The sequence below is a fragment of the Brevundimonas viscosa genome, assembly GCF_900116065.1.
Lineage (GTDB): Bacteria > Pseudomonadota > Alphaproteobacteria > Caulobacterales > Caulobacteraceae > Brevundimonas > Brevundimonas viscosa.
Map to the genome: position 1 here is coordinate 1 of NZ_FOZV01000008.1, position 23,265 is coordinate 23,265.

26 protein-coding genes are annotated in these 23,265 nt (G+C 70.8%); 10 read left to right on the top strand and 16 right to left on the bottom strand.

What is annotated here, in order from left to right:
• Both BM333_RS13100 and BM333_RS13105 read left to right on the top strand, forming a co-directional pair.
• A partial coding sequence (locus BM333_RS13100) for an OmpA family protein (protein ID WP_143105827.1) occupies positions 1-585 on the top strand: 585 nt, incomplete at its 5' end.
• A 129-nt stretch (positions 586-714) separates the two neighbouring features.
• Positions 715-2,019 carry a UDP-glucose dehydrogenase family protein gene (locus BM333_RS13105; RefSeq protein WP_092312529.1) on the top strand — a complete coding sequence of 435 codons (1,305 nt, stop codon included), beginning with the start codon at positions 715-717 and terminating at the stop codon, positions 2,017-2,019.
• On the opposite strand, the gene BM333_RS16005 is transcribed toward BM333_RS13105, so the two are convergent.
• On the bottom strand, positions 2,016-2,192 hold the full coding sequence (locus BM333_RS16005) for a hypothetical protein (RefSeq protein WP_177221896.1): 177 nt from the start codon (positions 2,190-2,192) through the stop codon (positions 2,016-2,018). The genes BM333_RS13105 and BM333_RS16005 overlap by 4 nt on opposite strands.
• 131 nt (positions 2,193-2,323) lie before the next feature.
• Positions 2,324-2,992, bottom strand: a complete 669-nt coding sequence (locus tag BM333_RS13110) for a YiaD family glycine zipper/OmpA-like lipoprotein (protein WP_092312532.1) — start codon at positions 2,990-2,992, stop codon at positions 2,324-2,326.
• Between the two features lie 236 nt (positions 2,993-3,228).
• On the opposite strand from BM333_RS13110, the gene BM333_RS13115 reads away from it, so the two are divergent.
• A complete protein-coding gene (locus tag BM333_RS13115; protein WP_245777279.1) occupies positions 3,229-4,140 on the top strand; it encodes an isopenicillin N synthase family dioxygenase in 912 nt (303 codons plus the stop codon).
• 45 nt (positions 4,141-4,185) lie between these two features.
• On the opposite strand, the gene BM333_RS13120 is transcribed toward BM333_RS13115, so the two are convergent.
• The 6 genes from BM333_RS13120 to BM333_RS13145 form a co-directional block, all read right to left on the bottom strand.
• The gene (locus BM333_RS13120; protein ID WP_092312538.1) at positions 4,186-6,081 is read right to left on the bottom strand and encodes a pilus assembly protein TadG-related protein; all 1,896 of its coding nucleotides are present in this window, start codon (positions 6,079-6,081) and stop codon (positions 4,186-4,188) included.
• A 144-nt stretch (positions 6,082-6,225) separates the two neighbouring features.
• The gene (locus BM333_RS13125; protein ID WP_092312541.1) at positions 6,226-8,112 is read right to left on the bottom strand and encodes a M2 family metallopeptidase; all 1,887 of its coding nucleotides are present in this window, start codon (positions 8,110-8,112) and stop codon (positions 6,226-6,228) included.
• 96 nt (positions 8,113-8,208) lie between these two features.
• Positions 8,209-8,946: a monofunctional biosynthetic peptidoglycan transglycosylase gene (gene mtgA / locus BM333_RS13130; RefSeq protein WP_092312544.1), complete on the bottom strand. Its 738-nt coding sequence runs from the start codon at positions 8,944-8,946 to the stop codon at positions 8,209-8,211.
• A 37-nt stretch (positions 8,947-8,983) separates the two neighbouring features.
• The gene (locus BM333_RS13135) at positions 8,984-9,949 is read right to left on the bottom strand and encodes a WD40 repeat domain-containing protein (RefSeq protein ID WP_092312547.1); all 966 of its coding nucleotides are present in this window, start codon (positions 9,947-9,949) and stop codon (positions 8,984-8,986) included.
• Positions 9,946-10,164 (bottom strand): DUF2093 domain-containing protein, encoded by a 219-nt coding sequence (locus tag BM333_RS13140; RefSeq protein WP_092312550.1) that lies wholly within the window; start codon positions 10,162-10,164, stop codon positions 9,946-9,948. The genes BM333_RS13135 and BM333_RS13140 overlap by 4 nt, the downstream gene beginning before the upstream one ends.
• Positions 10,161-11,273, bottom strand: a complete 1,113-nt coding sequence (locus BM333_RS13145) for a CobW family GTP-binding protein (RefSeq protein ID WP_092312812.1) — start codon at positions 11,271-11,273, stop codon at positions 10,161-10,163. The genes BM333_RS13140 and BM333_RS13145 overlap by 4 nt, the downstream gene beginning before the upstream one ends.
• An 80-nt stretch (positions 11,274-11,353) precedes the next feature.
• Here BM333_RS13145 and BM333_RS13150 point away from each other — a divergent pair, with 80 nt between their 5' ends.
• The gene (locus tag BM333_RS13150) at positions 11,354-12,265 is read left to right on the top strand and encodes a retropepsin-like aspartic protease (RefSeq protein ID WP_092312553.1); all 912 of its coding nucleotides are present in this window, start codon (positions 11,354-11,356) and stop codon (positions 12,263-12,265) included.
• Here BM333_RS13150 and BM333_RS13155 read toward each other — a convergent pair whose 3' ends face one another.
• Together BM333_RS13155 and BM333_RS13160 are read right to left on the bottom strand one after the other, a co-directional pair.
• On the bottom strand, positions 12,266-13,213 hold the full coding sequence (locus BM333_RS13155) for a cation diffusion facilitator family transporter (RefSeq protein ID WP_092312556.1): 948 nt from the start codon (positions 13,211-13,213) through the stop codon (positions 12,266-12,268).
• A 10-nt stretch (positions 13,214-13,223) separates the two neighbouring features.
• Positions 13,224-13,883: a hypothetical protein gene (locus tag BM333_RS13160; protein ID WP_092312559.1), complete on the bottom strand. Its 660-nt coding sequence runs from the start codon at positions 13,881-13,883 to the stop codon at positions 13,224-13,226.
• Between the two features lie 205 nt (positions 13,884-14,088).
• On the opposite strand from BM333_RS13160, the gene rplU reads away from it, so the two are divergent.
• From rplU to BM333_RS13175, 3 genes are all read left to right on the top strand, one after another.
• Positions 14,089-14,646, top strand: a complete 558-nt coding sequence (gene rplU / locus BM333_RS13165) for a 50S ribosomal protein L21 (RefSeq protein WP_092312562.1) — start codon at positions 14,089-14,091, stop codon at positions 14,644-14,646.
• 27 nt (positions 14,647-14,673) lie between these two features.
• Entirely contained in the window at positions 14,674-14,955 is a 282-nt protein-coding gene (rpmA, locus tag BM333_RS13170) for a 50S ribosomal protein L27 (RefSeq protein WP_092312565.1), read from the top strand.
• 169 nt (positions 14,956-15,124) lie between these two features.
• Positions 15,125-15,658 carry a GNAT family N-acetyltransferase gene (locus tag BM333_RS13175; protein WP_092312568.1) on the top strand — a complete coding sequence of 178 codons (534 nt, stop codon included), beginning with the start codon at positions 15,125-15,127 and terminating at the stop codon, positions 15,656-15,658.
• A gap of 6 nt (positions 15,659-15,664) precedes the next feature.
• Here the strand turns inward: BM333_RS13175 and BM333_RS13180 are convergent, their stop codons facing one another.
• From BM333_RS13180 to BM333_RS13190, 3 genes are all read right to left on the bottom strand, one after another.
• The gene (locus BM333_RS13180) at positions 15,665-15,862 is read right to left on the bottom strand and encodes a hypothetical protein (protein ID WP_092312571.1); all 198 of its coding nucleotides are present in this window, start codon (positions 15,860-15,862) and stop codon (positions 15,665-15,667) included.
• 125 nt (positions 15,863-15,987) lie between these two features.
• Entirely contained in the window at positions 15,988-16,641 is a 654-nt protein-coding gene (locus BM333_RS16010; protein WP_092312574.1) for a hypothetical protein, read from the bottom strand.
• A 47-nt stretch (positions 16,642-16,688) separates the two neighbouring features.
• Positions 16,689-17,210 carry a hypothetical protein gene (locus BM333_RS13190; protein WP_092312577.1) on the bottom strand — a complete coding sequence of 174 codons (522 nt, stop codon included), beginning with the start codon at positions 17,208-17,210 and terminating at the stop codon, positions 16,689-16,691.
• 138 nt (positions 17,211-17,348) lie between these two features.
• Here BM333_RS13190 and BM333_RS13195 point away from each other — a divergent pair, with 138 nt between their 5' ends.
• Complete coding sequence (locus BM333_RS13195) at positions 17,349-18,551, top strand: threonine ammonia-lyase (protein WP_092312580.1); 1,203 nt, start codon at positions 17,349-17,351, stop codon at positions 18,549-18,551.
• Positions 18,532-19,059, top strand: coding sequence for a BamJ family beta-barrel-assembly machinery protein (bamJ, locus tag BM333_RS13200; protein ID WP_092312583.1), 528 nt, complete (start codon positions 18,532-18,534; stop codon positions 19,057-19,059). Before BM333_RS13195 ends, bamJ begins: the two co-directional genes overlap by 20 nt.
• Positions 19,060-19,209: 150 nt before the next feature.
• On the opposite strand, the gene queG is transcribed toward bamJ, so the two are convergent.
• From queG to BM333_RS13215, 3 genes are read right to left on the bottom strand one after another with little or no spacing between them, the layout of a single operon-like run.
• Entirely contained in the window at positions 19,210-20,265 is a 1,056-nt protein-coding gene (gene queG, locus BM333_RS13205; RefSeq protein ID WP_092312586.1) for a tRNA epoxyqueuosine(34) reductase QueG, read from the bottom strand.
• Between the two features lie 41 nt (positions 20,266-20,306).
• Positions 20,307-20,987, bottom strand: coding sequence for an FtsZ-binding protein FzlA (gene fzlA, locus BM333_RS13210; RefSeq protein WP_092312815.1), 681 nt, complete (start codon positions 20,985-20,987; stop codon positions 20,307-20,309).
• A 55-nt stretch (positions 20,988-21,042) separates the two neighbouring features.
• Positions 21,043-21,951 (bottom strand): cation diffusion facilitator family transporter, encoded by a 909-nt coding sequence (locus BM333_RS13215; RefSeq protein WP_092312589.1) that lies wholly within the window; start codon positions 21,949-21,951, stop codon positions 21,043-21,045.
• A 128-nt stretch (positions 21,952-22,079) separates the two neighbouring features.
• On the opposite strand from BM333_RS13215, the gene BM333_RS13220 reads away from it, so the two are divergent.
• Positions 22,080-23,246: a citrate/2-methylcitrate synthase gene (locus tag BM333_RS13220; protein ID WP_092312592.1), complete on the top strand. Its 1,167-nt coding sequence runs from the start codon at positions 22,080-22,082 to the stop codon at positions 23,244-23,246.
• Positions 23,247-23,265 lie beyond the last annotated feature (19 nt).

Here is a 23,265-nt window from a genome sequence, read left to right on the forward strand (position 1 = left end):
CGGGCCCACATGGACCTGACCTATCGCTATCTGATGTCGAACATGGAGTTCGACACCTTCGCCTCGTCGGCGGCGTTCGACCAGGGGCCGTTCCAGGGCCGCTACACCGACCACTCGCTGACGCTGGGCCTGCGCTATGCGTTCGGCGCCGCGGAGCCGGCCTATGTGCCGCCGCCGCCGCCGCCGCCGCCGATGACCCCGCCGCCGCCGCCGCGTCCGACCACCCCGCCGCCGCCGCCGCCGCCGGTGGAGCGTCAGTTCGTGGTCTACTTCGACTGGGATCGCTCGGACCTGACGGCCGAAGCCCAGTCGGTGGTGACCCAGGCGGCCAACTACGCCAAGTCGGGTCGTCCGACGCGGATCCTGGTGGTCGGCCACGCCGACACCTCGGGTTCGGCGGCCTACAACGTGGGCCTGTCGAACCGCCGCGCCCGCACGGTCGCCGACGCGCTGGTCGCCCAGGGCGTCAACGGCGGGGTGATCTCGCTGGACGGCAAGGGCGAGACCCAGCTGGCCCGCCCGACCGCCGACGGCGTGCGCGAGCCGCTCAACCGTCGCGCCACCATCGACATCAACTTCCGCTAACCCCGGAAGGTCGATACGGCCGAAAACAGAGCCGCCGGTCCCGAAAGGGGCCGGCGGTTTTGCTTTAAGGCGGCTGGCCATGGCATGGCCGGGCCGCTATCCGATCCCCGTCACAGGAGATGAACCCGCATGCGCGTCGCGATGATCGGAACCGGCTATGTGGGGCTGGTGTCGGGGGCCTGTTTCGCCGATTTCGGCCATGTCGTGACCTGCGTCGACAAGGACCCGTCCAAGATCGAGCGGCTGGAGCGGGGCGAGATCCCGATCTTCGAGCCGGGGCTAGACGATCTGGTGGCCCGCAACGTGCGCGACGGCCGTCTGTCGTTCGCCTTGGACGGGGCGGAGGCGATCCGCGCGGCGGACGCGGTGTTCATCGCGGTGGGCACGCCCTCGCGGCGCGGCGACGGACATGCGGACCTGTCCTACGTCCATGCCGCGGCCGAGGAGATCGCCGGGCTGATCGAGGGCTTCACCGTGGTGGTGACCAAGTCGACGGTGCCGGTCGGCACCGGCGACGAGATCGAGCGGATCATCCGCGAGCGCCGCCCCGACGCCGACTTCGCCGTGGTCTCCAATCCGGAGTTCCTGCGCGAGGGCGCGGCCATCGAGGACTTCAAGCGGCCCGACCGGGTGGTGGTCGGGACCGAGGACGAGCGGGCGCGCGAGGTGATGCACGAGCTCTACCGGCCGCTGAACCTCAACGAGACGCCGATCCTGTTCACCGGCCGGCGCACCTCGGAACTGATCAAGTACGCCGCCAACGCCTTCCTGGCGATGAAGATCACCTTCATCAACGAGATGGCGGACCTGTGCGAGAAGGTCGGGGCCGACGTGCAGCAGGTCGCCCGCGGCATCGGTCTGGACAACCGGATCGGCGGCAAGTTCCTCCACGCCGGACCCGGCTACGGGGGCTCCTGCTTCCCCAAGGACACCCTGGCGCTGGTGCGCACGGCGTCGGACGCCGGCGCGCCGGTGCGGCTGATCGAAACCACGGTCGAGATCAACGACGCGCGCAAGAAGGCCATGGCCGGGCGGGTGGCGCAGGTCCTGGGCGGCGACCTGAAGGGCAAGCGGGTGGCCCTGCTCGGCCTGACCTTCAAGCCCAACACCGACGACATGCGCGACGCGCCCTCGCTGGACGTGGCGCCTGCCCTGCAGGCCATGGGCGCCGAGGTCCAGGCCTTCGATCCGGAAGGCATGGCGGAGGCCGCGAAGCTGCTGGACGGGGTCGCCTTCAAGGACGGGCCTTACGAGGCCGTCGAGGGCGCCGACGCCGTGGTCATCCTGACCGAGTGGAACCAGTTCCGCGCGCTCGACCTCGACCGCGTCAAGCGGCTGCTGCGCCAGCCCGTCATGGTCGACCTGCGCAACATCTACCGGCCCGAGGACATGCGCGCCCGCGGCTTCCGATACAGCTCGATCGGGCGGGGCTAGGGCCGGCCCAGGGAGGCGCGCACCAGTTCGGGCCGCGCCGCTTCGGCGGCGGGGGCCTCCGGCAGCAGCGTGCGCCCGGCGCCGATGACCAGGGTGGCGGTCGCGGCGGCCGATACCGCGGCGATGGCGGCGAGGCGAAGGCCCTCGGCGAATTCCTGCGGTTCCCGACGCAAATCGCTCCCCCGGGTCGAACGGCCCGCCTATCCAGCACCTGCGCCCCCGGGCTGCAAGTCACGGAACGGTGTCCGTTCATGAAAAAAGGCGGCGGCCCGGGGGCCGCCGCTTTTCGGTTCCGGCCGGGAGATCAGCCCCGGAACGGACGGATCAGGATCTCGACCCGACGGTTCATGGCCTTGCCTTCGGCCGTGGCGTTCGAGGCGATGGGCGCGCTCTCCCCGCGGCCATCGACATAGAGACGGTCCGCCAGGACATTGCGGCTGACCAGGTACTGGGCCACCGACGAGGCGCGCCGACGCGAAAGGTCGAGGTTGTAGTCTTCGGCCCCGTCGGAATCGGCGTGGCCGATGATGTCCACGATCGACTGGTCGTAACGGTTGAGCACCCCGGCCACGTCGTCGAGGGTGGCGTAGAAGCGCGGGTCGATCGAGGCCTGGTTGGTGGCGAAGCTGACGTCGGCCGGCATGCGCAGGACCAGGTTGTCGCCCTGACGCGCCACGCCGACGCCGGTGCCGGAGAGTTCGGCCTCCAGCTCGCGCTGCTGGCGATCCATGTAGGCGCCCACAGCCGCCCCGCCGAGGGCGCCGATGCCGGCGCCGATCAGCGCGTTCTTGCGCCCCTCCTCGGAGTTGGAGGTGTTGGTCAGATAGCCGAGCAGGGCGCCGCCGACGGCCCCGGCGATGGCGCCGGTCGCGGTGTTGTTGCGGCGCGGGGTGGAGCTGTAGGGGTCCGTGGTCGTGCAGGCCCCCAGCAGGGCGGCGACGCTGACGCCGGCGACGATGAGTTTGGCGCGCATGGGTCGATCCTTTCGGTGAATACGAGGCGCAGCTGAAACGCCGGCCTTACGGTCAAGGTTCCTGCCTGTATGGAGGCTGAACGCATGCGGGCGGCCAATCGTTCGCGCCGCCCCCGCTTTGCCAAGGTCCGGTCCCAGAGCGTATGGAGACCGCCAGCAAGGACCATAAGGCTTTTCCCGTGACCGCCACCCCGACGACCGAACCCGCCTCCGGCCGGAGCATCGAGCCTGTCTCGATGACCCTGTACGACGCCGACTTCCAGGGCTTCTCCGACCAGCTGGGCGCCTCTTTCGAGCGCTACGGCTTCGCGGTGATCGCCGACCACGGACTGGACGCGGCGATCATCGACGCGGCCCTGGAGGACGCCAAGGCCTTCTTCGCCCTGCCGGAAGAGGTGAAGCGCAGGTACCACCAGCCGGGAACCGGGGGGGCGCGGGGCCTGACGCCATTCGGCGTCGAGGCCGCCAAGGGCGCGACCACGGTCGACCTGAAGGAATTCTGGCACGTCGGACGCGAGCTGCCGGAGGGCCATCCCTACCGGAAGTACATGCGCGACAACGTCTGGCCGACCGAGGTGCCGGGCTTCCGCGAGCACCTGTACGGCATGTTCTCCGCCATGGACGCCCTCGGCCGGCGGATCCTGCGCGCCATCGCCCGCCACCTGCAGCTCGGCGACGACTATTTCGAGGACAAGGTCCAGCTGGGCAACAGCGTCCTGCGCATGCTGCACTATCCGCCGGTTCCGGCCGACGCGCCGGGCGTGCGGGCCGGGGCGCACGAGGACATCAACGTCATCACCCTGCTGCTGGGCGCCGAGGAGGCGGGGCTGCAGCTGAAGGACGCCGACGGCGAATGGCTGGACATCGCACCGCCGCCGAACGCCCTGGTGGTGAACATCGGCGACATGCTGCAGCGCCTGACCAACCATGTGCTGCCGTCGACCACCCACCGGGTCGTCAATCCGGCGCCGGAGCGGCGCGGCTTCGCCCGCTACTCGACGCCGTTCTTCCTGCACTTCAATCCGGACTTCGTGATCGAGAGCCTGCCCTCGACGGTGACCCCGGAGAATCCGGACCGCTACGCCGGCAAGGCGATCATGGCCGAGGACTTCCTCACCGAACGCCTGCGCGAGATCCGGCTGATCTGAGGCGATACATTTCGGGCGAGACATGCCCGACATCGCGGGCCGGACCTATTTCGAGATGCGCAACTGGGTGATGTCGCGGCCGATGGCGGCGAAGGCCTCGGACAGGTCGCCGCCGCTGGCCGGCAGGAAGAAGTTGGCCGGCGTCGAGGCGCAGGTCCTCAGAAGATCAGCCGCATCGCCGTCAGCCGCGATCTGGAACCCGACCGTGTAGACAAGGATGCCGCGCGCCTTCATCGCCGCGCACATCCTCTTGCCCTGCTCGAAGGGATTTCCATTGTCGGCGGCGCAGTTGATCTTCTCGCGGTTATCGCCCGAGCCGGAGCCGCCTTCCCGTGAGATCACGCCCGAGCAATAGGGCGTGTTGAATTCCCCGTCGGTCATGATGACCACAGCCTTCAGGGTTTCGGCTGCGTTGTAGGCGGCGGCCCCGTTGGCAGGCCACAGCGGATTGAAGTTCGGCGAGACCATGTACCAGCCCCACCCGATGCCGATCTGACCTGCGGTCGAACCCTCCACCTGATAGTCGTCGATCGCGTTCTTGAGAGCGGCCCGGTCGCTGGTCAGGGGAGTGACTTCGGCGCGGAGACACGGATTTGAGGAGCCGGGGTAGTTGCGGCCCACGCGGCCGCCCGACGGCGCGGCGTCGGTGTAGGCGTTCGCGCCGGTCCGCTCGGTCACGCAGCTGCTGATCCGGTGCGCCTGAAGGTTGCCGTACATGTTCTCGAACGCGAACCAGGTGCAGCCCGGCTGCGCGCACCAGGCCTGGCCGCCGGATGCGTAAGGGGAGATGCCGCGACCCTCGGAAGGTTCGATCGTGAAGGTGTTGGTGGTCGCGTTCCCCACGAGGAAGAACCGCCCGTTGACGACGCTGGTGTTGTTGGAGTCGCGAAGTCCGCCGACATCGGTGAAGTAGACGTAGTCGTTATTCGAGAGGCCGTGGCTGTTGGATGTAATGATGACCGAACAATCATTGTCCTGGCACCGCTGGACGTTGGCGTTGCCCGTGTAGCTGTCGAAGTAGCGGCCATCGACGCGATATCCGCCCAGGGTGTAGATCTCGAACGTATCGCTCGTTCGGTTCCACACCCGGAAGGGCTTGTTGTTCAACTGGGACATGCCGGCGGCGCCGGTGATCCAGACGACGTCGTTGTTGTTGAAGCCATGGCCGGCGGCGGTGATCACCACCGGATTGGTCCGGCTTGCGGCGGTGACCGCCTTCGGCGTGCCCGCCAGGTTCATCGTCGCTCCGGTCACCGCCGTGGAGCCGACAGGCGTTCCACGCGCGGCATTGGCCCGGGAGCCCAGGTTGACGCCCATCGAGTAGGGCGTCAGCGCCACCCTCGAATAATACGGGGTCTGGATTGGCTGGACGACGATATCGACCAGCTGTTTGGCCGCCGCCTTCAGGTCGATGATCCTTTGACCGGCCATCGACCCGGTGATGTCCAGCACCAGCGCCACCTCGATATTGCGGGACGAGCGGTCGACCTCCGAATGCGCCCCGACCGGCAGGTAGTCGTCCATGAACTTGCCGTACGGCGGCAGGAAGATGTTCGCCACCAGGGTCCTGACGTCGACCTTGGAATCGGCGACGACGACCTCGTCCTGAATCACGAAGGTGGTGTCCGCCTCGCGCAGGGTGATGTTCGGATACGCCTTGAGATTGGCGCGCAGCGACGCCATGCCGACGCGCTGGATCTCGACGTTGTCGACGTAGGGCGAGCGCGCCGCGGCCAGGGCGGCGGCGTCGAGGGCGTCCTGCAGGTTGACCCGCACGGTCGAGGCGCGGTGGATGTCCACGCCCCCGACCGTCATCAGGATCAGCACCGGCACGCTCAGCGCGAACAGCATGGCCACGTTGCCGCGGGTCTCGCCGGCCAGTCGGCCGGCGAAGTCGCGCCATCCGCGGGTCACGCGGGCGATCCAGCGTGCAAGGTCCATGCGCCGTCCCGATCCAGCGCCGCGGCGGAATCCCGCCCACGGTCCAGCGGCCGAGCATGGTCCGTTTGGGTTAAGGGATGCCCTACCGTCGGGGTTAACGGGAGGCCGGCGGTCGGCCCCGCAGCGAGCCGCGGGGCCTCGGGATCACGCGGTCCAGCCGCAGTCCTTGCCGCGGTTCTGCTCCGTCAGCCACAGGTTCAGCGGCGCGAAATACTCCGCCACCGCCGAGGCGTCGTTGCCGCGTTCGCCGGTGAAGGCCTGCATCGCCTCCGGCCAGGGGCGCGACTGGCCCATCTCCATCATGGCGTTGAAGCGCCGGCCGACTTCCTCGTTTCCGTAGATCGAGCAGCGGTGCAGCGGTCCGGTCCAGCCGGCCTGCTGGCACGCCGCCCGGTGGAACTGGAACTGGTAGATGTGGGCCAGGAAGTAGCGGGTGTACGGCGTGTTGCCGGGGATGTGATACTTGGCGCCGGGGTCGAAGGCGTTCTCCGGCCGGGGGCCCGGCGGCGTCAGGCCCTGGTACTTCAGCATGTTGGCCGTCCACGCGTCGTTGTATTCGGCCGGCGTCGTCTCGCCGGAGAACACGTCCCAGCGCCAGCGGTCGACCATCAGGCCGAAAGGCAGGAAGGCGATCTTGTCCAGCGCCATCTTGAGCAGGAAGGGGATGTCCTGTTCCTCGCCCGGGACCGCGTCGAGCAGGCCGATCTGGTTCAGGTAGGTCGGGGTGGTCGCCGACAGGCCGACGAAGTCGCCGACGGCCTCGTGGAAGCCGTCGTTCGCGCCGTTCTTGAACAGGAACGGCTGATCCTTGTAGGCGCGCTGGTAGTAGTTGTGCCCCAGCTCGTGGTGGACGGTGTAGAAGTCGTCCGCGTTCACCTGGGTGCACATCTTGATGCGGATGTCATCCTCATTGTCGAGGTCCCAGGCCGAGGCGTGGCAGACCACCTCGCGGCCCTCGGGCCGGGTGATCATCGAGCGTTCCCAGAAGGTTTCGGGCAGAGGGGCGAGCCCCATCGAGGTGTAGAAGCCCTCGCCGGTCCTCACCATGCGCTGGGCGTCGTAGTTCTGCCGGCGCAGCAGCTCGGTCAGGTCGTAGCCGGACTCGCCGCCGGCGGCCGGGGCGACGACGTCGTAGATGTTGCCCCACTGCTGCGACCACATATTGCCCAGCAGGTCGGCCCGGATCGGACCCTCGTCCGGCTGCACCGCATCGCCGTACTTCGCGTTCAGCTGCCCGCGCACATAGCAGTGCAGGTTCTCGTAGAAGGGCTTCACCTGCTCCCACAGCCGGTCGGTCTCGGCGGCGAAGGCGTCCGGATCCATGTCGTAGCCGGCCCGCCACATGGCGCCGGTGTCGGCGAAGCCCAGCTCGCGGGCGCCCTCGTTGGCGATCTCGACCATGCGGGCGTAGTCGGGGGCCATCTGCGGCGCGACCGTGCGCCAGCCCTCGTACAGCGCCTTGGTCTCGGCCGGATCGCGGCTCTCGGCGATCAGGATGTTGGCCTCGTCGAGGGTGATCTGCTCGCCCTTGTACTCGAACTTGCCGGTCGCATAGGTCGAGTCCAGGCGGGTGGTGATCTCCGCCAGCTCGGTCGCCGCGCCCGGGCGGTTGGGGGCGGGCAGGACGATGCCGAGGCGCAGCAGGTTCAGCTTGCGGCGGACATCCTCCGCGACCTGGACGTCGTTGAAGGCGGCGGCCTTGTTGGCCAGCTCGACCTGAAGCTCGGTGTATTCGGCGTTGATCTTCGACTCCAGCCACATGGTGTCGAAGGTGATGTTGGTGGCCCGGGTCCACTGGATGCGGGCTGCCTCCTCCGACAGGGCGGCGAGGCGCTCCTCCGCGCTGGCCACGAAGGCGGCGGCGCCCTCGGCGGTGGCCGGGAATTCCGGCGAGGCCGTCGCCTGGGCCGCCGGCGTCGGACCTGACGTCGTCGACGCGGCGTTCGCATTCGCCATGCCCATTCCGGCGCAGGCGGCGAGGCCGAGTCCCAGGGCGCAGACGGCGGCGGCGGTCATCAGTTGGCGCTTCATGCTTCCTCCTTCGCGGCCGTTCCGCCGCTTTTCGGGCGGCAAGGGACGCGAGCGGAGCCGTGAGGTCAAGCGCGGCCGTTCAGCCCCTCCACCCCGCTACCCGGGGTCCCCCTCCCCGCGGGCGGGGCGGAATACGCAGGCGGCCAGGCCGTCGTTGCGCACCGTTCCCATGGCCGCCTGGATGCGCGCGGCGCGGCGGCGCACATAGGGGCCGGGGGCGCTGGCGTTGTAGCGTCGCGGGGACGGCAGGATGGCCGCCAGCCGCGCCGCCTCGCGCGGGGTCAGCTCGTCGGCGCCCTTGTCGAACCAGTGCCGGGCGGCCGCTTCGGCGCCGTAGACGCCCGGTCCCCACTCGGCGACGTTCAGGTAGACCTCCATGATCCGCCGTTTGCCCCAGGCGGCCTCGATGGCGAGGGTGTAGCCGGCCTCGAGCCCCTTGCGGATCCAGTCGCGGCCTGGCCAGAGGAAGACGTTCTTTGCGGTCTGCTGGCTGATGGTCGAGCCGCCGCGGATGCGTCCGCGGCCCCGCTTTTCCGCTCGCGCATTGGCCTTCAGCGCCTGTTCAATGGCCTTCATGTCGAAGCCGTGATGGCTGCAGAAGGTCGAGTCCTCGGCGGCGATCACCGCCTCGACCAGACGCGGCGAGATGTCGTCCAGCGAGCGCCAGCGGCGCGACAGGCCCTCGCCCTCGATCGCCCGGGTGGTCATCAGGAAGGTCGCCGGGGGCGGCACGACGGCGTAGGCGACCACCCCGCTGAGCAGCAGCAGGCCCAGGGCCAGCAGGGCGGTCAGCAGCGGCCGCCGCCGCCGTGTCTTCTCGGGCGGGAAGTTCATCGGGCGATGTCGCCCGACAGCGTCGCCGTATGCAAGGTCAGACGTCGGCGACGCCGGCGTGGCCGTCCTCGTCGGCCCAGGCGACCCGGCGGGCGTCCTGGCTCATCGCCAGGGCCACGATCGGCGCGCCCCGCTCGGCCTTGAGGAAGTTGAGCCCCTGGCCGGCCGGGTCGGCCAGCCACACGCGGCCGTCGCTGAGCCCCGCCGCCAGCACGCCATGCTTCGGCTGCGCCGCGACCAGGGCGACGTGGCTGCCCTCGTCGAAGCCGATCTCGGTGGCCTCACGCCCCATCGGTCCGTTGGCGCCGATGAAGGGCCACAGCACCGCGCCCGGCGCGCCTGAGGTGGCCATCAGCTGGCCGTTGGAGAGGAAGGCGACAGACTTCACCTTGGTCGGATAGCCGCCCATGCGCAGGTTCTTCTGGTCCTTCAGCCGCCAGCCGTGCAGCTGGTTGTCCTGCATGGCGGTGATGACGAAGGCCCCGTCGGGCGAGAAGGCCACGCCGGTGTGGGAGCCGGCCCACTTCAGCAGGGTCGGCTTCTGGTCGGCGATGCGGGCGAACCACAGGGCGGCCCCGCCATAGGTCGAGGTCGCGACGCGCCGGCCCTTGGGCTCGAAGGCGATGCCGGAGACGGTGCGCTCGTGCTGGAAATCGCGGCGGAAGGCGGCCTCCTTCGCGTCGATCACCGACAGGGTCCGGCCGTGCGAGAAGGCGATCAGTCCGCTCTCGGCCGAGGCGTCGATCGAGTCGATCCACGCACCCCTCGCCGTGGCCAGCAGGCCCGCCTCGCCGCGCCGGTGCCAGATCACCCGCCCGTCGTCGCCGCCGGTGACCACGCCATCGCCCGAGGGATGTACCGCGGCGCAAAGGATGGCCCCGTCGTGAGCCGCGCTGAACTCCCCGCCTTCGAAGCGCACCGAGCCGTCGCCGAGCGCGAAGGCGGCGCCGGTCCGGTCGAACAGGGCGGCGGTGGGCTGGGCGTCGAACTGGAAGCGGGTCATGCGCCGGCCTCGCGGGTCTCGACCCAGCGCTGCGTCATGTATTCGGGAGCGGCGTAGGCCTCCTGCAACTCCACGCTCCAGTAGTGCAGACGGTCCAGCGGGATCGGCCGGTCAGAGACGGCGCAACGGACGAAGTCGCCGGGCTGGAGGATGTCGAAGTCGGGCGTGTCGTAGCGGAGCACGGCCTCGCGGTGCGGGCGGGGCGGCGGGTTCATGCCGCGCAGGCCTCGAAGCCGGCGCGGAGGTCGGCCTCGTCGAGGTCGCGGCCGATGAAGACGGCGCGGGACCAGCGCCGCTCCTTCTCGCCCCACGGCTTCTGCAGGTCGCCCTCGAGGATCATGTGCACGGCCTGGAAGACCAGCCGGCGGTCCTCGCCCTTGACGTCGATGATCCCCTTGGCGCGCAGGATGTTCTGACCCTGTTCGCCCAGTAGCCGGTCGAGCCAGGCGGTGAATTTCTGACCGTCCAGCGGGCGGTCGAGCGACAGGGCGATGCCCTTGATGTCGTCCTCGTGCGCGTGCCCCCGCGGACCGTGGTTGTGGTCCTCGTGACCGTGGTCATGGTCGTGGTGGTGATGGTCGTGGCCGCAGTGCTCGTCGTGCACGTGCCCCTCGGCGCCGTGCGGCGGGTTGACGAAGTCCGGCCGCACCTCGCTGATCCGCTCGAGGTCGAAGGCGTGGACGCCCAGCACCTGGTCCAGCGGCACGTTCGCCCGCTGCGCGCGCGTGATCGGGGCCAACGGGTTGAGCGCCCGGAGGCGGGCCTCGACCGTCTCAAGTTCGCCCTCGGAGACCAGATCGGTCTTGTTGAGGATGATGCGGTCGGCGAAGGCGACCTGCTCGCGCGCCTCCTTCGAATCGTCCAGTCGCGCCATGACGTGTTTGGCGTCGACCAGGGCGGTGACGCTGTCCAGCTGGGTCTTCGCCTTGACCTCGTCGTCGACGAAGAAGGTCTGCGCCACCGGTCCCGGATCGGCAAGGCCGGTGGTCTCCACGATGATGGCGTCGAACGCCGGCTTGCCCGGGCGCTGGCGCTTCATCAGCCCGTTGACGACCCGGATCAGGTCGCCCCGCACCGTGCAGCAGACGCAGCCGTTGTTCATCTCGAACACGTCCTCGTCGGCGCCGACGACCAGATCGTTGTCGATGCCGATTTCGCCGAATTCGTTGACGATGACGGCGTAGCGCTTGCCGTGGTCCCCGGTGAGGATGCGGTTCAGCAGGGTGGTCTTGCCGGCGCCGAGGTAGCCGGTGAGCACGGTGACGGGAATCTTCCCGGAGGCGGAGGCGGAGGCGGAGGCGGAGGCGGAGGCGGTGTCGGTCATGGCGCCCATCTAGGGGGGGCGGCGGGCGGATTAAAGAGACTTAACTTGTGCGCCGCTCCGCCGGGTCGGCTGATACGGCCATGCTCCAGGCCCTGATCCTCTCCCTGGCCGCCTCCGGGCCGACCTGCGCCGCCGCCTTCGAGGCGCTGCGCACCGACGGCGCGGTCGAGGCCGCCTATGTCGCCCACGTCGCCTTCGTCCGCGCAGACCCCGGCGACGGGCAGGCGCGCTGGTTCCTTGTCGACACCGGCGCCAACCGCAGCGCGCTGGACGCCGGGGTGGTCCGGACGCTCGGCCTGCCCGATGAGGGCGGGACGACGGTGGAGGGGACCGCGGGGGTGGTCGAGGTCTCCAGCACCACCGTGCCGCGCTTCACGCTCGGGCCGGTGACGACGCGCCTGTCGCCGACGGTTTCGGACCTTTCCGGTCTCGCCGGACCCGAAGGGGCGCCGGTCGCCGGAATTCTCGGTTCGGACCTGTTCGGCCAGGCGGTGCTGACCTTCGACTTCGAACGCGGCCGGCTGGCCCTGGCGCCGGCCGGCGAGGCCTCGGCGACCGCCGCCACCTGCGGCCGCAGCGCGTCGATGCGCGACGACAACGGCATCCCCCGGGTGACCGGCGAGCTGGACGGGCGGCCCGTCGAGCTGCGCTACGATTCCGGCGCCGGCCTGTTCGATGACCCACACCTGTGGATCAACCTGTCGCAGCCGCAGCACGCCGCAACCCTCGACGGTCGCGACCCGGGCGAGCCGCTGGAGGTGCTGGGCGGCAGCGGCACGGGCGGTTCGGTGCGCCTGCCGGTCTATGCGGCGGCGCGCTTCCGCATGGGCGGCATCGAATGGGCCGAACCGCGGCTGATCGTCCAGCCGCCGCAGGGCTACTTCGCGCGCCCCGAGGCCGTCGGCTTCATCGGCAACGCCGCCTTCCGCCCGTTCGGCATGGTGGTGATCGATTATCCCGGCGGCCGGCTGACGGCGCCGCCGGCTGACTGATCAGCAGCTCGGACAGTCGGGGAGCGGCGCGCTTTCCAGCTGCAGGGTGGCATGGCCGATGCCGAAGCGGGCGCGGATCAGCTCGTGCGCCTCGGCCAGCAGTGCGGCGGCGTCGGGCCGGTCGTGCACGAGGTGGGCGGTGAGCGCGGCGCGCGTCGTCGACAGGCCCCAGACGTGCAGGTCGTGCACCGCACTGACGCCCGGCAGGCCCAGCAGGCCCTGCCGGACGGCGTCGACGTCCATCCCGGCCGGGGCGGCGTCGAGCGCCAGGTTCAGCGAATCCTTGAGCAGACTCCAGGTGCCGATCAGGATCACCGCGACGATGACCAGGCTGACGATCGGGTCGATCAGCGACCAGCCCGACAGCCAGATGACGCCGCCGGCGATGACCACGCCGACCGAGACGGCGGCGTCGGCCAGCATGTGCAGGTAGGCGCCGCGGGCGTTCAGGTCGGCGTGCTGGTCGCGCATGAACAGCAGGGCGGTGCCGAGATTGATCACGAAGCCGATGGCGGCCACCGCCATGATCAGGCCGGACATCACCGGCGCGGGCTCGGCGAGGCGGCGCACCGCCTCGAAGGCGATGGCCCCGCAGGCGAAGATCAGCAGCAGGGCGTTGGCCAGCGCGGCCAGCACCGTCGCCTTGCCGTAGCCGTAGGTCTTGCCGGGCCCCGCCGCCCGCCGGGCCAGCCAGGCCGCGCCGCCGGCCATGGCCAGGCCGAGCACGTCCGACAGGTTGTGGCCGGCGTCGGCCATCAGGGCGGTCGAGCCGCTGAACACCCCGGCCCCGAACTCGATGGCCACGAAGGCGAGGTTGACCACGAGGCCGACGGCGTAGCGCCAGTCGCCGGTGTCCACCGGCCCATGATGATGGTGGTGGCCCGCGCCGTGGGCGTGGGCGTGCCCATGATCGTGGTCGTGGTCGTGATGGTCGTGGGCGTGCGCCATGCGCTCTTCCTTAGTGCTGGCGCAGCAGGACGAGAAGGCCGATCAGGAGCAGGGCCAGACCGAGGATCACCCCTTCGTAGCGCGCCCAGCGCTCAAGCCGGAGCACGGACCAGCCGGCCCGGGCCAGCAGCGTGAACAGGGACATGCCGAGTACGGTCCCGGCGGCGAAGGCGAGGGTCAGCCCGCCCAGCACCACGGCGCCCTCGGTCGCCTGCGACAGATAAATAGGCAGCAGCACCTCGCCCGGCGACACCGCCATCAGCGCGACGAGACCCCAGAAGGCGGCGGCGTGGGAGACGGTCGGCTCGGACAGCTCCAGCGCCGGCCCGCCGCCCATCACCGGCTGCCGCAGCAGGGCGCGGCCCAGGTAGAAGGCGCCGAACAGGAACAGCAGGGCCGCCGACAGGTTGGGCAGCAGGCCCGCCATCCACTGATCCATGGCCAGGCCGGCGGCGACGATCAGGCCGCCGGCCAGAGCCGTGGTCGCGATGTGAGCCAGACCCGCCGCCGTCACCGCGCCGAGCACCTGCGACAGGCTCCAGCGCTGTCCGCGGCCGACGAGCACGAAGGGCAGCCAGTGGGTGGGCAGGGCCGCATGCAGGAAGGCGGTGGCGAAACCCACGCCCAGCACGGAAAGCGCCATGGATTGCTGGAGGTCGGGCGACGTCATCGCGCTTCCCTTAGCGTGTTACTTTATAACGGTCGAGGGGGCGGACGTGTTCGCGACGCCGCACGCGCCCCGGACCGACCGCGGCGCGGGCTTTTTCGCCCCGCCCGCGTTGACTCCGCGCCCCCCATCCGTATATGTCGCCGCTCTTCGCCCGCGGGGGTCCCCGACGGGCGCTATTCTTTTTGCGTTTCGCTGAGGCTTCAACATGTACGCGGTGATCAAGACCGGCGGCAAGCAGTACCGGGTCCAACCGGGCGACGTGATCGTGGTCGAGAAGCTCGACGGCGAGGCCGGCTCGAACGTCAAGTTCGGCGAAGTGCTGATGCTGGGCGGCGACAAGGGCGTCACCGTCGGGGCTCCGATGATCGACGGCGCCTCGGTCGCGGCCACCCTGGTCGAGACCCGCAAGGGCGAGAAGATCAAGATCTTCAAGAAGATCCGTCGTCAGGGCTACCGCCGCACCAACGGCCATCGCCAGATGGAGTCGGTCCTGCGCATCACCGGCATCGAAGGCGCCGGCGAGAAGGCCAAGTGGGACGGCGAAGTCGCCCTGCTGACCAAGGCCGAGATGAACGCCCGCGCCCGCGGCCTGGCCCCGCGCGTCGAGACCGCCGAGGTCGAGGCGAAGCCGGCCAAGAAGGCCGCCGCTCCGAAGGCCGCCAAGGCCGACGAGGGCGAGGCCAAGGCCCCCGCCAAGAAGGCTGCGCCGAAGAAGGCCGCCGCCAAGAAGACCGAAACCGCCGCCTCGTCCGACGAAGCGTAAGAACGATACGAGAGTAGGAGCAGACTCATGGCTCACAAAAAGTCCGGTGGTTCGTCGCGTAACGGGCGCGACTCCGAGTCGAAGCGCCTCGGCGTGAAGAAGTTCGGCGGCGAGCGCGTGCTGGCCGGCAACATCATCGTGCGTCAGCGCGGCACCACCTTCCACCCGGGTGAGAACATCGGCATGGGCCGTGACCACACCCTGTTCGCCCTTACCAACGGCTCCGTGCAGTTCACGAAAAAGCGTGGCGGCCGTTGTTACGTGTCGATTCTCGCCGCCAACGACATGCCGGCCATGGCCGCCGAATAGCGCGAGACGGAAGACAGACCGGATCGCGCAAGGCCGAAAGGGCCGCGATCCGGACCAAGGGAATTATTCCGCGGGGAGTCTGGATCACCAGGCTCCCCGTTTTCGTTCCCCGCCTCGAAACGCCGCCCGAGCCCTCCAAGGAGGCGGCGAGACCGAATGAGGCGCCGCCATGTGCGTGATCGAACCCTCCCCCGTCGTCGAGACCCGGCGCCTGGCCCTGCGCAGCCCGCAGGCCCAGGACGTGACCCGCCTCGCCGCCCTCGCCAACGATTTCGACATCGCCCGCATGACCCTGCGCATGCCGCACCCCTTCTCGGTGCAGGACGCCGAGGACTTCGTGCTGCAGGTGGCCGGGCAGGATCCGGAGCGCGCCCGCACCTTCCTGATCGAGCATGAGGATCACGGCGCCGTCGGCGTGCTGGGCCTGTTCGAGGCCGGGGATCTGGGTCCCGAGGTCGGCTACTGGATCGGCCGTCCGTTCTGGGGGCGCGGCTACGCCACCGAGGCGCTGGCCGCGGGACTGGTCTGGGCCAGCCGCAACTGGCGGCGGCGCGCCCTGGTGGCCGGCCACTTCGAGGACAATCCGGCGTCCGGCCGCGTGCTGGAGAAGGCCGGCTTCCTGTACACGGGCGAGGTCCGGCCGGGCTTCAGCCGCGCGCGCGGCGGGGAAGCCCGCACGCGACGGATGATCTGGCTGGCGTGACGCGCGTCAGGGCAGGAGGCCGGGGCCGAAGGCGGCCGCCACGGCCGCCGCCCCCGCGATGAGCGCGACTGCCGCCCCGGTCAGGAAGGCGAGCAGGGTCCGCGCCTTGCGCTGACGGCGCAGACCTCCGGTCTTCACCGATCGCAGGATGACGAACGGCTTGGGTCCGAACACTTCGGACCCCGAGATGTTGTGCTGGGACATGTACGCTTCCCCTCGACTGCGCCCCGCGGGCGAAGGGTCAGCGAAGCGGGCCGGTCGAGGCGAAACAATGGCGAACGTCGCTCGTCCACGCGTCTGTGATCCGGTGAACGTGGTTCGGGCGCTTCTCAGCCGCACCAGACCAGACGCCCGCTCCAGGCGCGATAGTAGCCGCTGCCCGGATCGTAGGACCGGTAGGTCGCCCGGCACCAGGCGATGCGGCCCGGATCCCGGCCGCTGTAGGCGGCACCGCCGCCCGGAAAGACGTGGTCGGGCCGGCCGTAGGCGCCATGGTAGGTCGTGCCGCCCGCGCCGTGGCCGTAGGCGGACGTCGAGCCGTAGCCCCGGCGGCGCCCGACGTAGCGGTCCTGCCCGTAGCCGTAGCCGTAACCATAGCCATAGCCGTAGCCGTAGCGATCATGGGGGTCGTAGCCGTAGCGGCCGTAGCCGTAGCCGGCGAGCTCGCGGTAGTCGCGGCGCGCCTGCGGACTGACGCGATGGCGCTGGTCGCGCCAGCGGGCGTCGCAGTCGGTGCGGCCGGCGTCCCAGTAGGCGTCGCAGCGGTAGTCGCCGGGGCGGTCGAGCTGGCTGCGCCAGTCGAAGGACGAGGGGACTGCGTTCCCGTCTCTCCCCCGGTACCGGTCGCCGCGCCAATCCTGGCGGTAGCTCTCGCCATAGCCATGGTCGCTGTACCCGCCGTAGCGGTCCCAGGTCTGGGCGGCGGCAGGGCCGGCGGCGGCGATGCCGAGAGCGGCGAGGGCGATCGGGACGAGGCGGGGCATGGTCAACTCTCCGGAGCGGCCCGATACGCGGCCGGAAGGGCGATCACTCAGAGGACGACGGTCACCCGTCCGCTGCGGGTGTCGACATGGCGCATCAGCACGACCCGATCGTCGCCGCCGGCGCTGACCGGGACGATGATGAACCAGCCGCCGGAGGGCAGGCCGGTGAACTCGAAGCGGTTGTCGCGGCAAGTCTCGGAGCGGACGTAGGAGCGGTAGTCGGCGTTCGGGTCCGCGACCGTCCGGGCGCGCACGATCGCCTCCGGCACGGCGGCGCGGTCGGTGGAGCCGTAAAGGGTGCGGAAGCGGGCCCGGGTGTAGGGCGTGTCGGGAGTCAGCGCCACGGAGCCGGTGCAATCGTACGGCCGGCCGTCGCGCCGATAATCGATACGGCCATCGATCGAGGCGCCGCCGGCGCGGGTCGACCAGGAGAAATCCTCGGCGCGGAACGGAGCGGGCCCGGGCGGCGGCCCGAAACCGCCCCCGACGGGCACCGTCTCGCAGGCCGTCGCCAGCGCGCCCGCGGCGGCGATGGCGAGGACGGACAGGACAGACTTCGCGGCGGGCATGGCTCTCTCCGGGAAACGTGCGGTTCGAACGCCGGATCAGACGATGAACGCCGGCCCAAGGTCAAGGTTGCGAGGCGTTCGGCGCTGGTCCACAAGCAGCCGCGGAAACCCGGCGCCAGACCGGGGCGGGAGCGCTCCATGACAGTCACTTTCGACGACATCCTGGCGGCCAGGGACCGCATCGCGGGACAGGTCGACCGCACCCCGGTGCGCTATTCCCGCCGCCTGTCGCAGCTGACCGGCGCCGAGGTCTGGATCAAGTTCGACAACCTGCACTTCACCGGAAGCTTCAAGGAGCGCGGCGCGCTGAACCGGCTGCTGCAGCTGACTCCGGACGAGCGCAGGCGCGGGGTGGTGGCCGCCAGCGCCGGCAACCATGCGCAGGCGCTGGCCTATCACGGCGGGCGTCTCGGCGTGCCGGTGACCATCGTCATGCCCGAGGGCACCCCCTTCGTGAAGATCGACGGCACCCGTGCACACGGGGCCAATGTGGTCATCAAGGGGCTCGACTTCACGGGCTCCACCGAGGAGGCGCACCGCCTGCGCGACGAGGAAGGCTTCGTCTTCGTCTCTGCCTTCGACGACGTCGGCATCGTCGCGGGGCAGGGCGTCTGCGGGCTGGAGTTCATGGAGGACGCCCCCGACCTCGAGGCCCTGATCATCCCGATCGGCGGCGGCGGCCTGATCGCCGGCTCGGCCATCGCCGCCAAGGGGCTGAAACCGTCGGTGCGCATCTTCGGGGTCGAGGCGGCCATGTACCCGTCGTTCACCGCCCGCCGCCGGGGCGAGCCGCCGAAGTGCGGCGGTCAAACCATCGCAGAGGGCATCGCCATCAAGGCGGTCGGGGAGATCCCGTTCGCCCTCGCGGACCCGCTGGTCGAGGACGTCGTGGTCTGCGAGGAGGCCGACTTCGAGAAGGGCGTCGCCTTCCTGGCCACCCTGGAGAAGACGGTGGCCGAGGGGGCCGGCGCCGGCGGCCTGGCCGCGCTGCTGGCCTGTCCCGACCGGTTCCGCGGCATGAAGGTGGGCCTCGAGCTGACGGGCGGCAACATCGACTCGCGCATGCTGGCGGTGGTGCTGAACCGCGAACTGGTCCGCGAGAAGCGGCTCGTCGTCTACCGCATCCTCGGCGACGACCGGCCGGGCATGCTGGCGAAGATGAGCGCCGTCATCGGCGGTCTCGGAGGCAACATCATCGACGTGGTGCACAACCGGCTGGCGCTCGACGTGCCGGCCAAGGGCGCCGAGTTCGACATCATGGTCGAGACGCGCGGCGAAACGCACGCGCACGACATCAGACAGGCGTTGGAAGAGGCGGGATATGAACTCCGGATGGGCTAGGGGCGCCGCGGCGCTGGTCATGGTGGCGTCGCTGGCCGCCTGCGATCGAGGGGCGGCGACGGATGATGCGGCGGCGGAGAATGCGCGCGCCGCCGAGTTCTTCCTCAAGTCCAATGCGCGCGCCGAGGGAGTGCAGTCCCTGCCGTCCGGCGTGCAGTACAAGGTCGTCCAGTCGGGCCCGCCGGGCGGCGAGAGCCCCGACAACAACGACCTCGTGCGGGTGGACTACGAAGGGACCCTGACCGACGGCACGGTGTTCGACAGCTCGTTCCAGCGCGGCCAGCCGGCGGTGTTCACCCTTGGCGAGGTGGTCGAGGGCTGGACCGAGGCGCTGCAGCACATGCGGGTCGGCGACGAGTGGATCGTCTACCTGCCGCCGGAGCAGGCCTACGGCGCGCAAGGCCGCCCCGGCATCCCGCCCAACAGCGTGCTGGTCTTCCGCGTCAAGCTGCTGGACATCGCCCGCGCCCCCGGCGGGAACCGCGGCGTCGGCATGGCGGCGGGCTGAGCAACCTTGATCTCCCGATGGGAGAGGGCTTGAGCGCCCAAGAGCCCGAAGGGCGATTGGCCGCGCGAAAGGGTGAGGGTCGAACGGGGCGAGCTTCAGAAGACTTCCCCCTCACCCTTTCGCCTTGCCGCTCGCTTTGCTTGCGGAGGCTCAAGCCCTCTCCCGGTGGGAGAGGGAACGCAGGCGCGCCACCGCCCACGCGGCGGCATCCCTGACCACCGGATCCGGATCGTCCATCAGGGCCTCGGCGGCCGGGACCAGCGCCGCGTCGCGGCTGTTGCCGATGGCGTAGAGCACATTGCGCACGAAGCGGTCGCGGCCGATGCGCTTGACCGGGCTTTTCGAGAACAGGGCCCGGAAGGCGGCGTCGTCGAGCGCCGCCAGATCGGCCAGCCGGGGCGAGAGCAGGGCCTCGCGCGCCTGCAGCCGGCCCTCGCGAGATTCGGCGGCGAACTTGTTCCACGGGCAGATCGCCAGACAGTCGTCGCAGCCGTAGATCCGGTTGCCCGTCGCGACGCGGAAATCCTCCGGCCACGGCCCGGCGAACTCGATGGTCAGGTAGGACAGGCAGCGGCGCGCATCCAGCTGGAACGGGGCCGGGAAGGCGTTGGTGGGACAGGCGTCGAGGCAGGCCGTGCAACTGCCGCAGTGCTGGGTCTCCGCCTCGTCGGGCTCGAACGTCGCGGCGCTGAGGATGACGCCGAGGAACAGCCAGTTGCCGTGATCGCGGCTCAGCAGGTTGGTGTGCTTGCCCTGCCAGCCGAGGCCGGCGCGCTGGGCCAGCGGCTTCTCCATCAGCGGCGCCGTGTCGACGAAGACCTTGACCTCCTCGCCGGTGCGGGCGGCGATCTGGCCCGCGAGGGTCTTCAGCCGGCCCTTGATCAGCTCGTGATAGTCGTCGCCGCGGGCGTAGACCGACAGGTAGCCGGCCGACCGGTCGGCCAGCTCCGGCAGGGGGTCGTGGCCGGGACCGTAGTTGAGGCCGAGCACGATGGCGGTGCGGGCTCCCTCCCACATGGAGGTGGGGTGAGCGCGGCGCTCCAGCGTCGTCTCCATCCAGCCCATGTCGCCATGGCGGCCGTCCTCGACGAAGTGCGCCAGCCGTTCGCCGGCGCTCCACGGCTCCGAGGCCGAGCCGAAACGGCAGACGTCGAACCCCAGCGCGGCGGCGCGTTCGCGGATGAAGATGCGGGGATCCCGGGCCATGGTCGGCCGACTTCATAACGCCGATGCCGGCGAAAGTCGGGCTAGAAGTCCAGGTCTGTGTACCAGGCCGAGGGCTGCACCCCCGGGAAGCGGTCGGCGAGCAGAGGCCGGAAGCAGGGACGGGACTTCAGCTTCATGTACCAGGTCTTCAGCCCCGGCCAGTTGGCCCACGCCACCTCGCCGAAGTAGTCGAGCACCGACAGGTGAGCGGCGGCGACGATGTCGGCCTGTCCCAGCCGCCGTCCGGCCAGCCAGTCGCGCTCGGCCAGCAGGCCTTCGAACTGGCCGAGGTGGGCGCGCAGCGCCTCACGGCCGGCGCGAAGGGCCCGCGCCTCCGGCGGGCCGAGGCGAAGCAGCGGCTTCTCCATGCGCTCGTGCAGCAGGACGGCGTCCACCTCGTCGGTGAAGCGGCGGTCGAACCAGGTGGTCAGCCGCCGGGTCTCGGCGCGCTCGGCGGGATCGGCCGGCACCAGGAAGGGCTCGCGCGAGCGGTCCTCCAGCCAGCCCAGGATGGCGGCGGGCTCGCACAGGGTCAGGGGGCGTCCGGTCTCGGCGACCTGTAGCACCGGCGGCATGCCCGACGGATTGAGCCCCGCGATCGGGCAATCGTCCTCCCATGGCCGGACCGGCGTCTCCTCGAACGGCAGCTTCGCCTCGCCCAGCGCGAGGCGCGCAGCGCGGGAGCCGGGGTCGAAGGCGAAATGGTACAGGACGGCGGACATCAGACCGTCCATGCGCCCGGGGCCGTTAAGCGGGCGTTAGCCATGGGCGCGGGGCTCAGCTCCACGGCCCCTTGGCCGAAGGCGTCGGGCGGGGATCGGGGTGGATCAGGATGTCGGCCCCGGGCCACCGCTCCAGCAGCCGGTTCTCGGCCTCGACGAGGATGTCGTGCGCCTCGGCCAAGGTCAGGGTCGGGTCCATGTCGACGTGCATCTGGATGGTCAGCACCGGTCCGGACTGCCGGGTGCGCAGCCGGTGCACGCCGGAGATGCGCGGGTCGGACAGCATGGCGGTGGTGATGGCCATCCGGTCGGACTCCGGCGTGGTCCGGTCCAGCAGCTGGTCGGCCGCGCCGCGCAGGACGCCGGTCGCGCCCCAGAACAGCCAGACCGCCACCACCAGCCCCGCGGCGGCGTCCAGCCCCGGCGCCGACAGGTAGGCGCCGGAGACGATGCCGATCAGCACCACCACGCTGGCGGCGAGGTCGGCGGTGTAGTGGGCCCGGTCGGCCTCCACCGCCACCGATCCGGTGGCCCTGATCGCCCGCCCCTGACGCCAGACCAGCCAGCCGGTGAGGGCGATGGAGATCAGCACCACGGCGACGCCCCAGTGTCCGGCGGTCACCGGGCGCGGATCGAACATGCGCAGCACCGCTTCCCAGCCGATGAAGACGGCGGAGGCGAACACCAGGCCGGCCTGAACCAGGGCCGCCAGCGCCTCGCCCTTGCCGCGGCCGAAGCGGTGCGCCTCGTCCGGCGGCGCGGCGGCCCAGCGGACGGCGAAGAAGGTCGCCAGCGAGGCCACGAGATCGAGGGCCGAGTCGGTGAGCGAGGCCAGCATCGACACCGAGCCCGAGGCGCCCAGCGCGAAGGCCTTGAGCAGGATCAGCGTCACCGCCACGCCGACCGAGAGGCGGGTGGCGCTGCGGGTCGCGGCGTGGACGTCGTCCAGGGAGGCGCTGGTCATTGTCGCCCTTGTCGCGGAAAGGGGCCGCCCTGCCAAGGCCGCGGGAGGAGGTTAGCGCGATGGTCACGAAACCGCCCCATGGTGTTCGCCGAATAGACCTGTCGGCCGGGGGCGGGAGGAGGCGACGGATGTCGGCGGAGCACGACCGCTGGATCGGACGCGGCGAGGCGCTGGGGCGTCTGGGGGTCAAGGCCCAGACCCTCTACGCCTACGTCAGCCGCGGTCGCATCGCCGCCCGGCCGGACCCCGACGATCCCCGCCGCAGTCTCTACGCCGCGCGCGACATCGCCCGCCTGAGCGGCGAGGCGGTCGCCGGCGACGAAGCGCCGCAGCCTGCCGCCCGCAGCGCCGCCGGCCGGGGCGAGGCCGAGCTCTACTCCTCCGTCAGCGTGGTCGTCGGGGACCGCCTGCTCTACCGCGGCCTCGACGCGGTCCAGCTGGCCGAGACCGCCACCCTGGAGGACGCCGCCCGGGTGCTCTGGGGCGCGCGGGCCGCCAACCCCTTCGCCGTCCTGCGGCCCCGCGTCGGCGCCACCCCCGGCGGTTCGCCCCGCGCCCGCCTCTACGCCGCCCTCGCCCGGCGCGCCGAGGAGGAGCCGGACCTCGCCACGGGCGACGCCGTGGCCCTGCGAGTCGAGTGCGCCCGCGTCCTCGACGAGGCCGTGGACGCCGTCGCCGGCCCCGGGCCGCGTCTGTTCCTGCACCAGAGGCTGGCCCGGACGTGGAAGATTCCCGAGCGCGACGGCCATCTCGTCCGCCGCGCCCTCGTCCTAGCCGCGGACCCCGGCTACGACCCGGCGATCCTCGCGACCCGCGCCGCCGCGGCCGGCGGAGCCTGCCCCGCCGCCGCCGCCCTTGCCGGTCTCGCCGTGGTCGCCGCCTCCGGCCCCGTCGCCGAGATGGCGCGCGCCGCCGGGTGGATCGTCGCCGTCCGCCGTCAGGCCTTTGACGCCGCGCGCCGGGCCCAGGAGACTGGAGATCTGGCCGGTTTCGGCGATCCGGACTGGCCGCGCGGCGATCCTCGCTCCGCCGCCCTGCTCGCCGCTGCGGACCTGCCGCCCGACCTCGCCCGGGCGGTTCGGGACGGCGAGGCCGCCGCCGCACGTCCGCCCGGCTTCGCGCTGGCGCTGGCGATCGTCGCCCGCCGGCTGGAGCTGCCCCGCGAAGGCGCCGCCGACCTGTTGATGATCGGCCGGCTGGCCGGCCTGCTGGCCCACGCCCTCGACCAGATCGTCGACGGCTCGCCTATCCGGGCGCGGCTGCGCTATGTGGGGCCCGAACCGGGGGCGAACTGACTCGCCCGCATCTCGCACA

What these genes read in the sequence shown, in the direction of transcription:
- BM333_RS13105 (WP_092312529.1), top strand. Translation starts at nt 715, where the DNA reads ATGCGCGTCGCGATGATCGGAACCGGCTATGTGGGGCTGGTGTCGGGG.
- BM333_RS13110 (WP_092312532.1), bottom strand. Translation starts at nt 2,992, where the DNA reads ATGCGCGCCAAACTCATCGTCGCCGGCGTCAGCGTCGCCGCCCTGCTG.
- BM333_RS13115 (WP_245777279.1), top strand. Translation starts at nt 3,229, where the DNA reads ATGACCCTGTACGACGCCGACTTCCAGGGCTTCTCCGACCAGCTGGGC.
- BM333_RS13120 (WP_092312538.1), bottom strand. Translation starts at nt 6,081, where the DNA reads ATGGACCTTGCACGCTGGATCGCCCGCGTGACCCGCGGATGGCGCGAC.
- BM333_RS13125 (WP_092312541.1), bottom strand. Translation starts at nt 8,112, where the DNA reads ATGAAGCGCCAACTGATGACCGCCGCCGCCGTCTGCGCCCTGGGACTC.
- mtgA (WP_092312544.1), bottom strand. Translation starts at nt 8,946, where the DNA reads ATGAACTTCCCGCCCGAGAAGACACGGCGGCGGCGGCCGCTGCTGACC.
- BM333_RS13135 (WP_092312547.1), bottom strand. Translation starts at nt 9,949, where the DNA reads ATGACCCGCTTCCAGTTCGACGCCCAGCCCACCGCCGCCCTGTTCGAC.
- BM333_RS13140 (WP_092312550.1), bottom strand. Translation starts at nt 10,164, where the DNA reads ATGAACCCGCCGCCCCGCCCGCACCGCGAGGCCGTGCTCCGCTACGAC.
- BM333_RS13145 (WP_092312812.1), bottom strand. Translation starts at nt 11,273, where the DNA reads ATGACCGACACCGCCTCCGCCTCCGCCTCCGCCTCCGCCTCCGCCTCC.
- BM333_RS13150 (WP_092312553.1), top strand. Translation starts at nt 11,354, where the DNA reads ATGCTCCAGGCCCTGATCCTCTCCCTGGCCGCCTCCGGGCCGACCTGC.
- BM333_RS13155 (WP_092312556.1), bottom strand. Translation starts at nt 13,213, where the DNA reads ATGGCGCACGCCCACGACCATCACGACCACGACCACGATCATGGGCAC.
- BM333_RS13160 (WP_092312559.1), bottom strand. Translation starts at nt 13,883, where the DNA reads ATGACGTCGCCCGACCTCCAGCAATCCATGGCGCTTTCCGTGCTGGGC.
- rplU (WP_092312562.1), top strand. Translation starts at nt 14,089, where the DNA reads ATGTACGCGGTGATCAAGACCGGCGGCAAGCAGTACCGGGTCCAACCG.
- rpmA (WP_092312565.1), top strand. Translation starts at nt 14,674, where the DNA reads ATGGCTCACAAAAAGTCCGGTGGTTCGTCGCGTAACGGGCGCGACTCC.
- BM333_RS13175 (WP_092312568.1), top strand. Translation starts at nt 15,125, where the DNA reads ATGTGCGTGATCGAACCCTCCCCCGTCGTCGAGACCCGGCGCCTGGCC.
- BM333_RS13180 (WP_092312571.1), bottom strand. Translation starts at nt 15,862, where the DNA reads ATGTCCCAGCACAACATCTCGGGGTCCGAAGTGTTCGGACCCAAGCCG.
- BM333_RS16010 (WP_092312574.1), bottom strand. Translation starts at nt 16,641, where the DNA reads ATGCCCCGCCTCGTCCCGATCGCCCTCGCCGCTCTCGGCATCGCCGCC.
- BM333_RS13190 (WP_092312577.1), bottom strand. Translation starts at nt 17,210, where the DNA reads ATGCCCGCCGCGAAGTCTGTCCTGTCCGTCCTCGCCATCGCCGCCGCG.
- BM333_RS13195 (WP_092312580.1), top strand. Translation starts at nt 17,349, where the DNA reads ATGACAGTCACTTTCGACGACATCCTGGCGGCCAGGGACCGCATCGCG.
- bamJ (WP_092312583.1), top strand. Translation starts at nt 18,532, where the DNA reads ATGAACTCCGGATGGGCTAGGGGCGCCGCGGCGCTGGTCATGGTGGCG.
- queG (WP_092312586.1), bottom strand. Translation starts at nt 20,265, where the DNA reads ATGGCCCGGGATCCCCGCATCTTCATCCGCGAACGCGCCGCCGCGCTG.
- fzlA (WP_092312815.1), bottom strand. Translation starts at nt 20,987, where the DNA reads ATGTCCGCCGTCCTGTACCATTTCGCCTTCGACCCCGGCTCCCGCGCT.
- BM333_RS13215 (WP_092312589.1), bottom strand. Translation starts at nt 21,951, where the DNA reads ATGACCAGCGCCTCCCTGGACGACGTCCACGCCGCGACCCGCAGCGCC.
- BM333_RS13220 (WP_092312592.1), top strand. Translation starts at nt 22,080, where the DNA reads ATGTCGGCGGAGCACGACCGCTGGATCGGACGCGGCGAGGCGCTGGGG.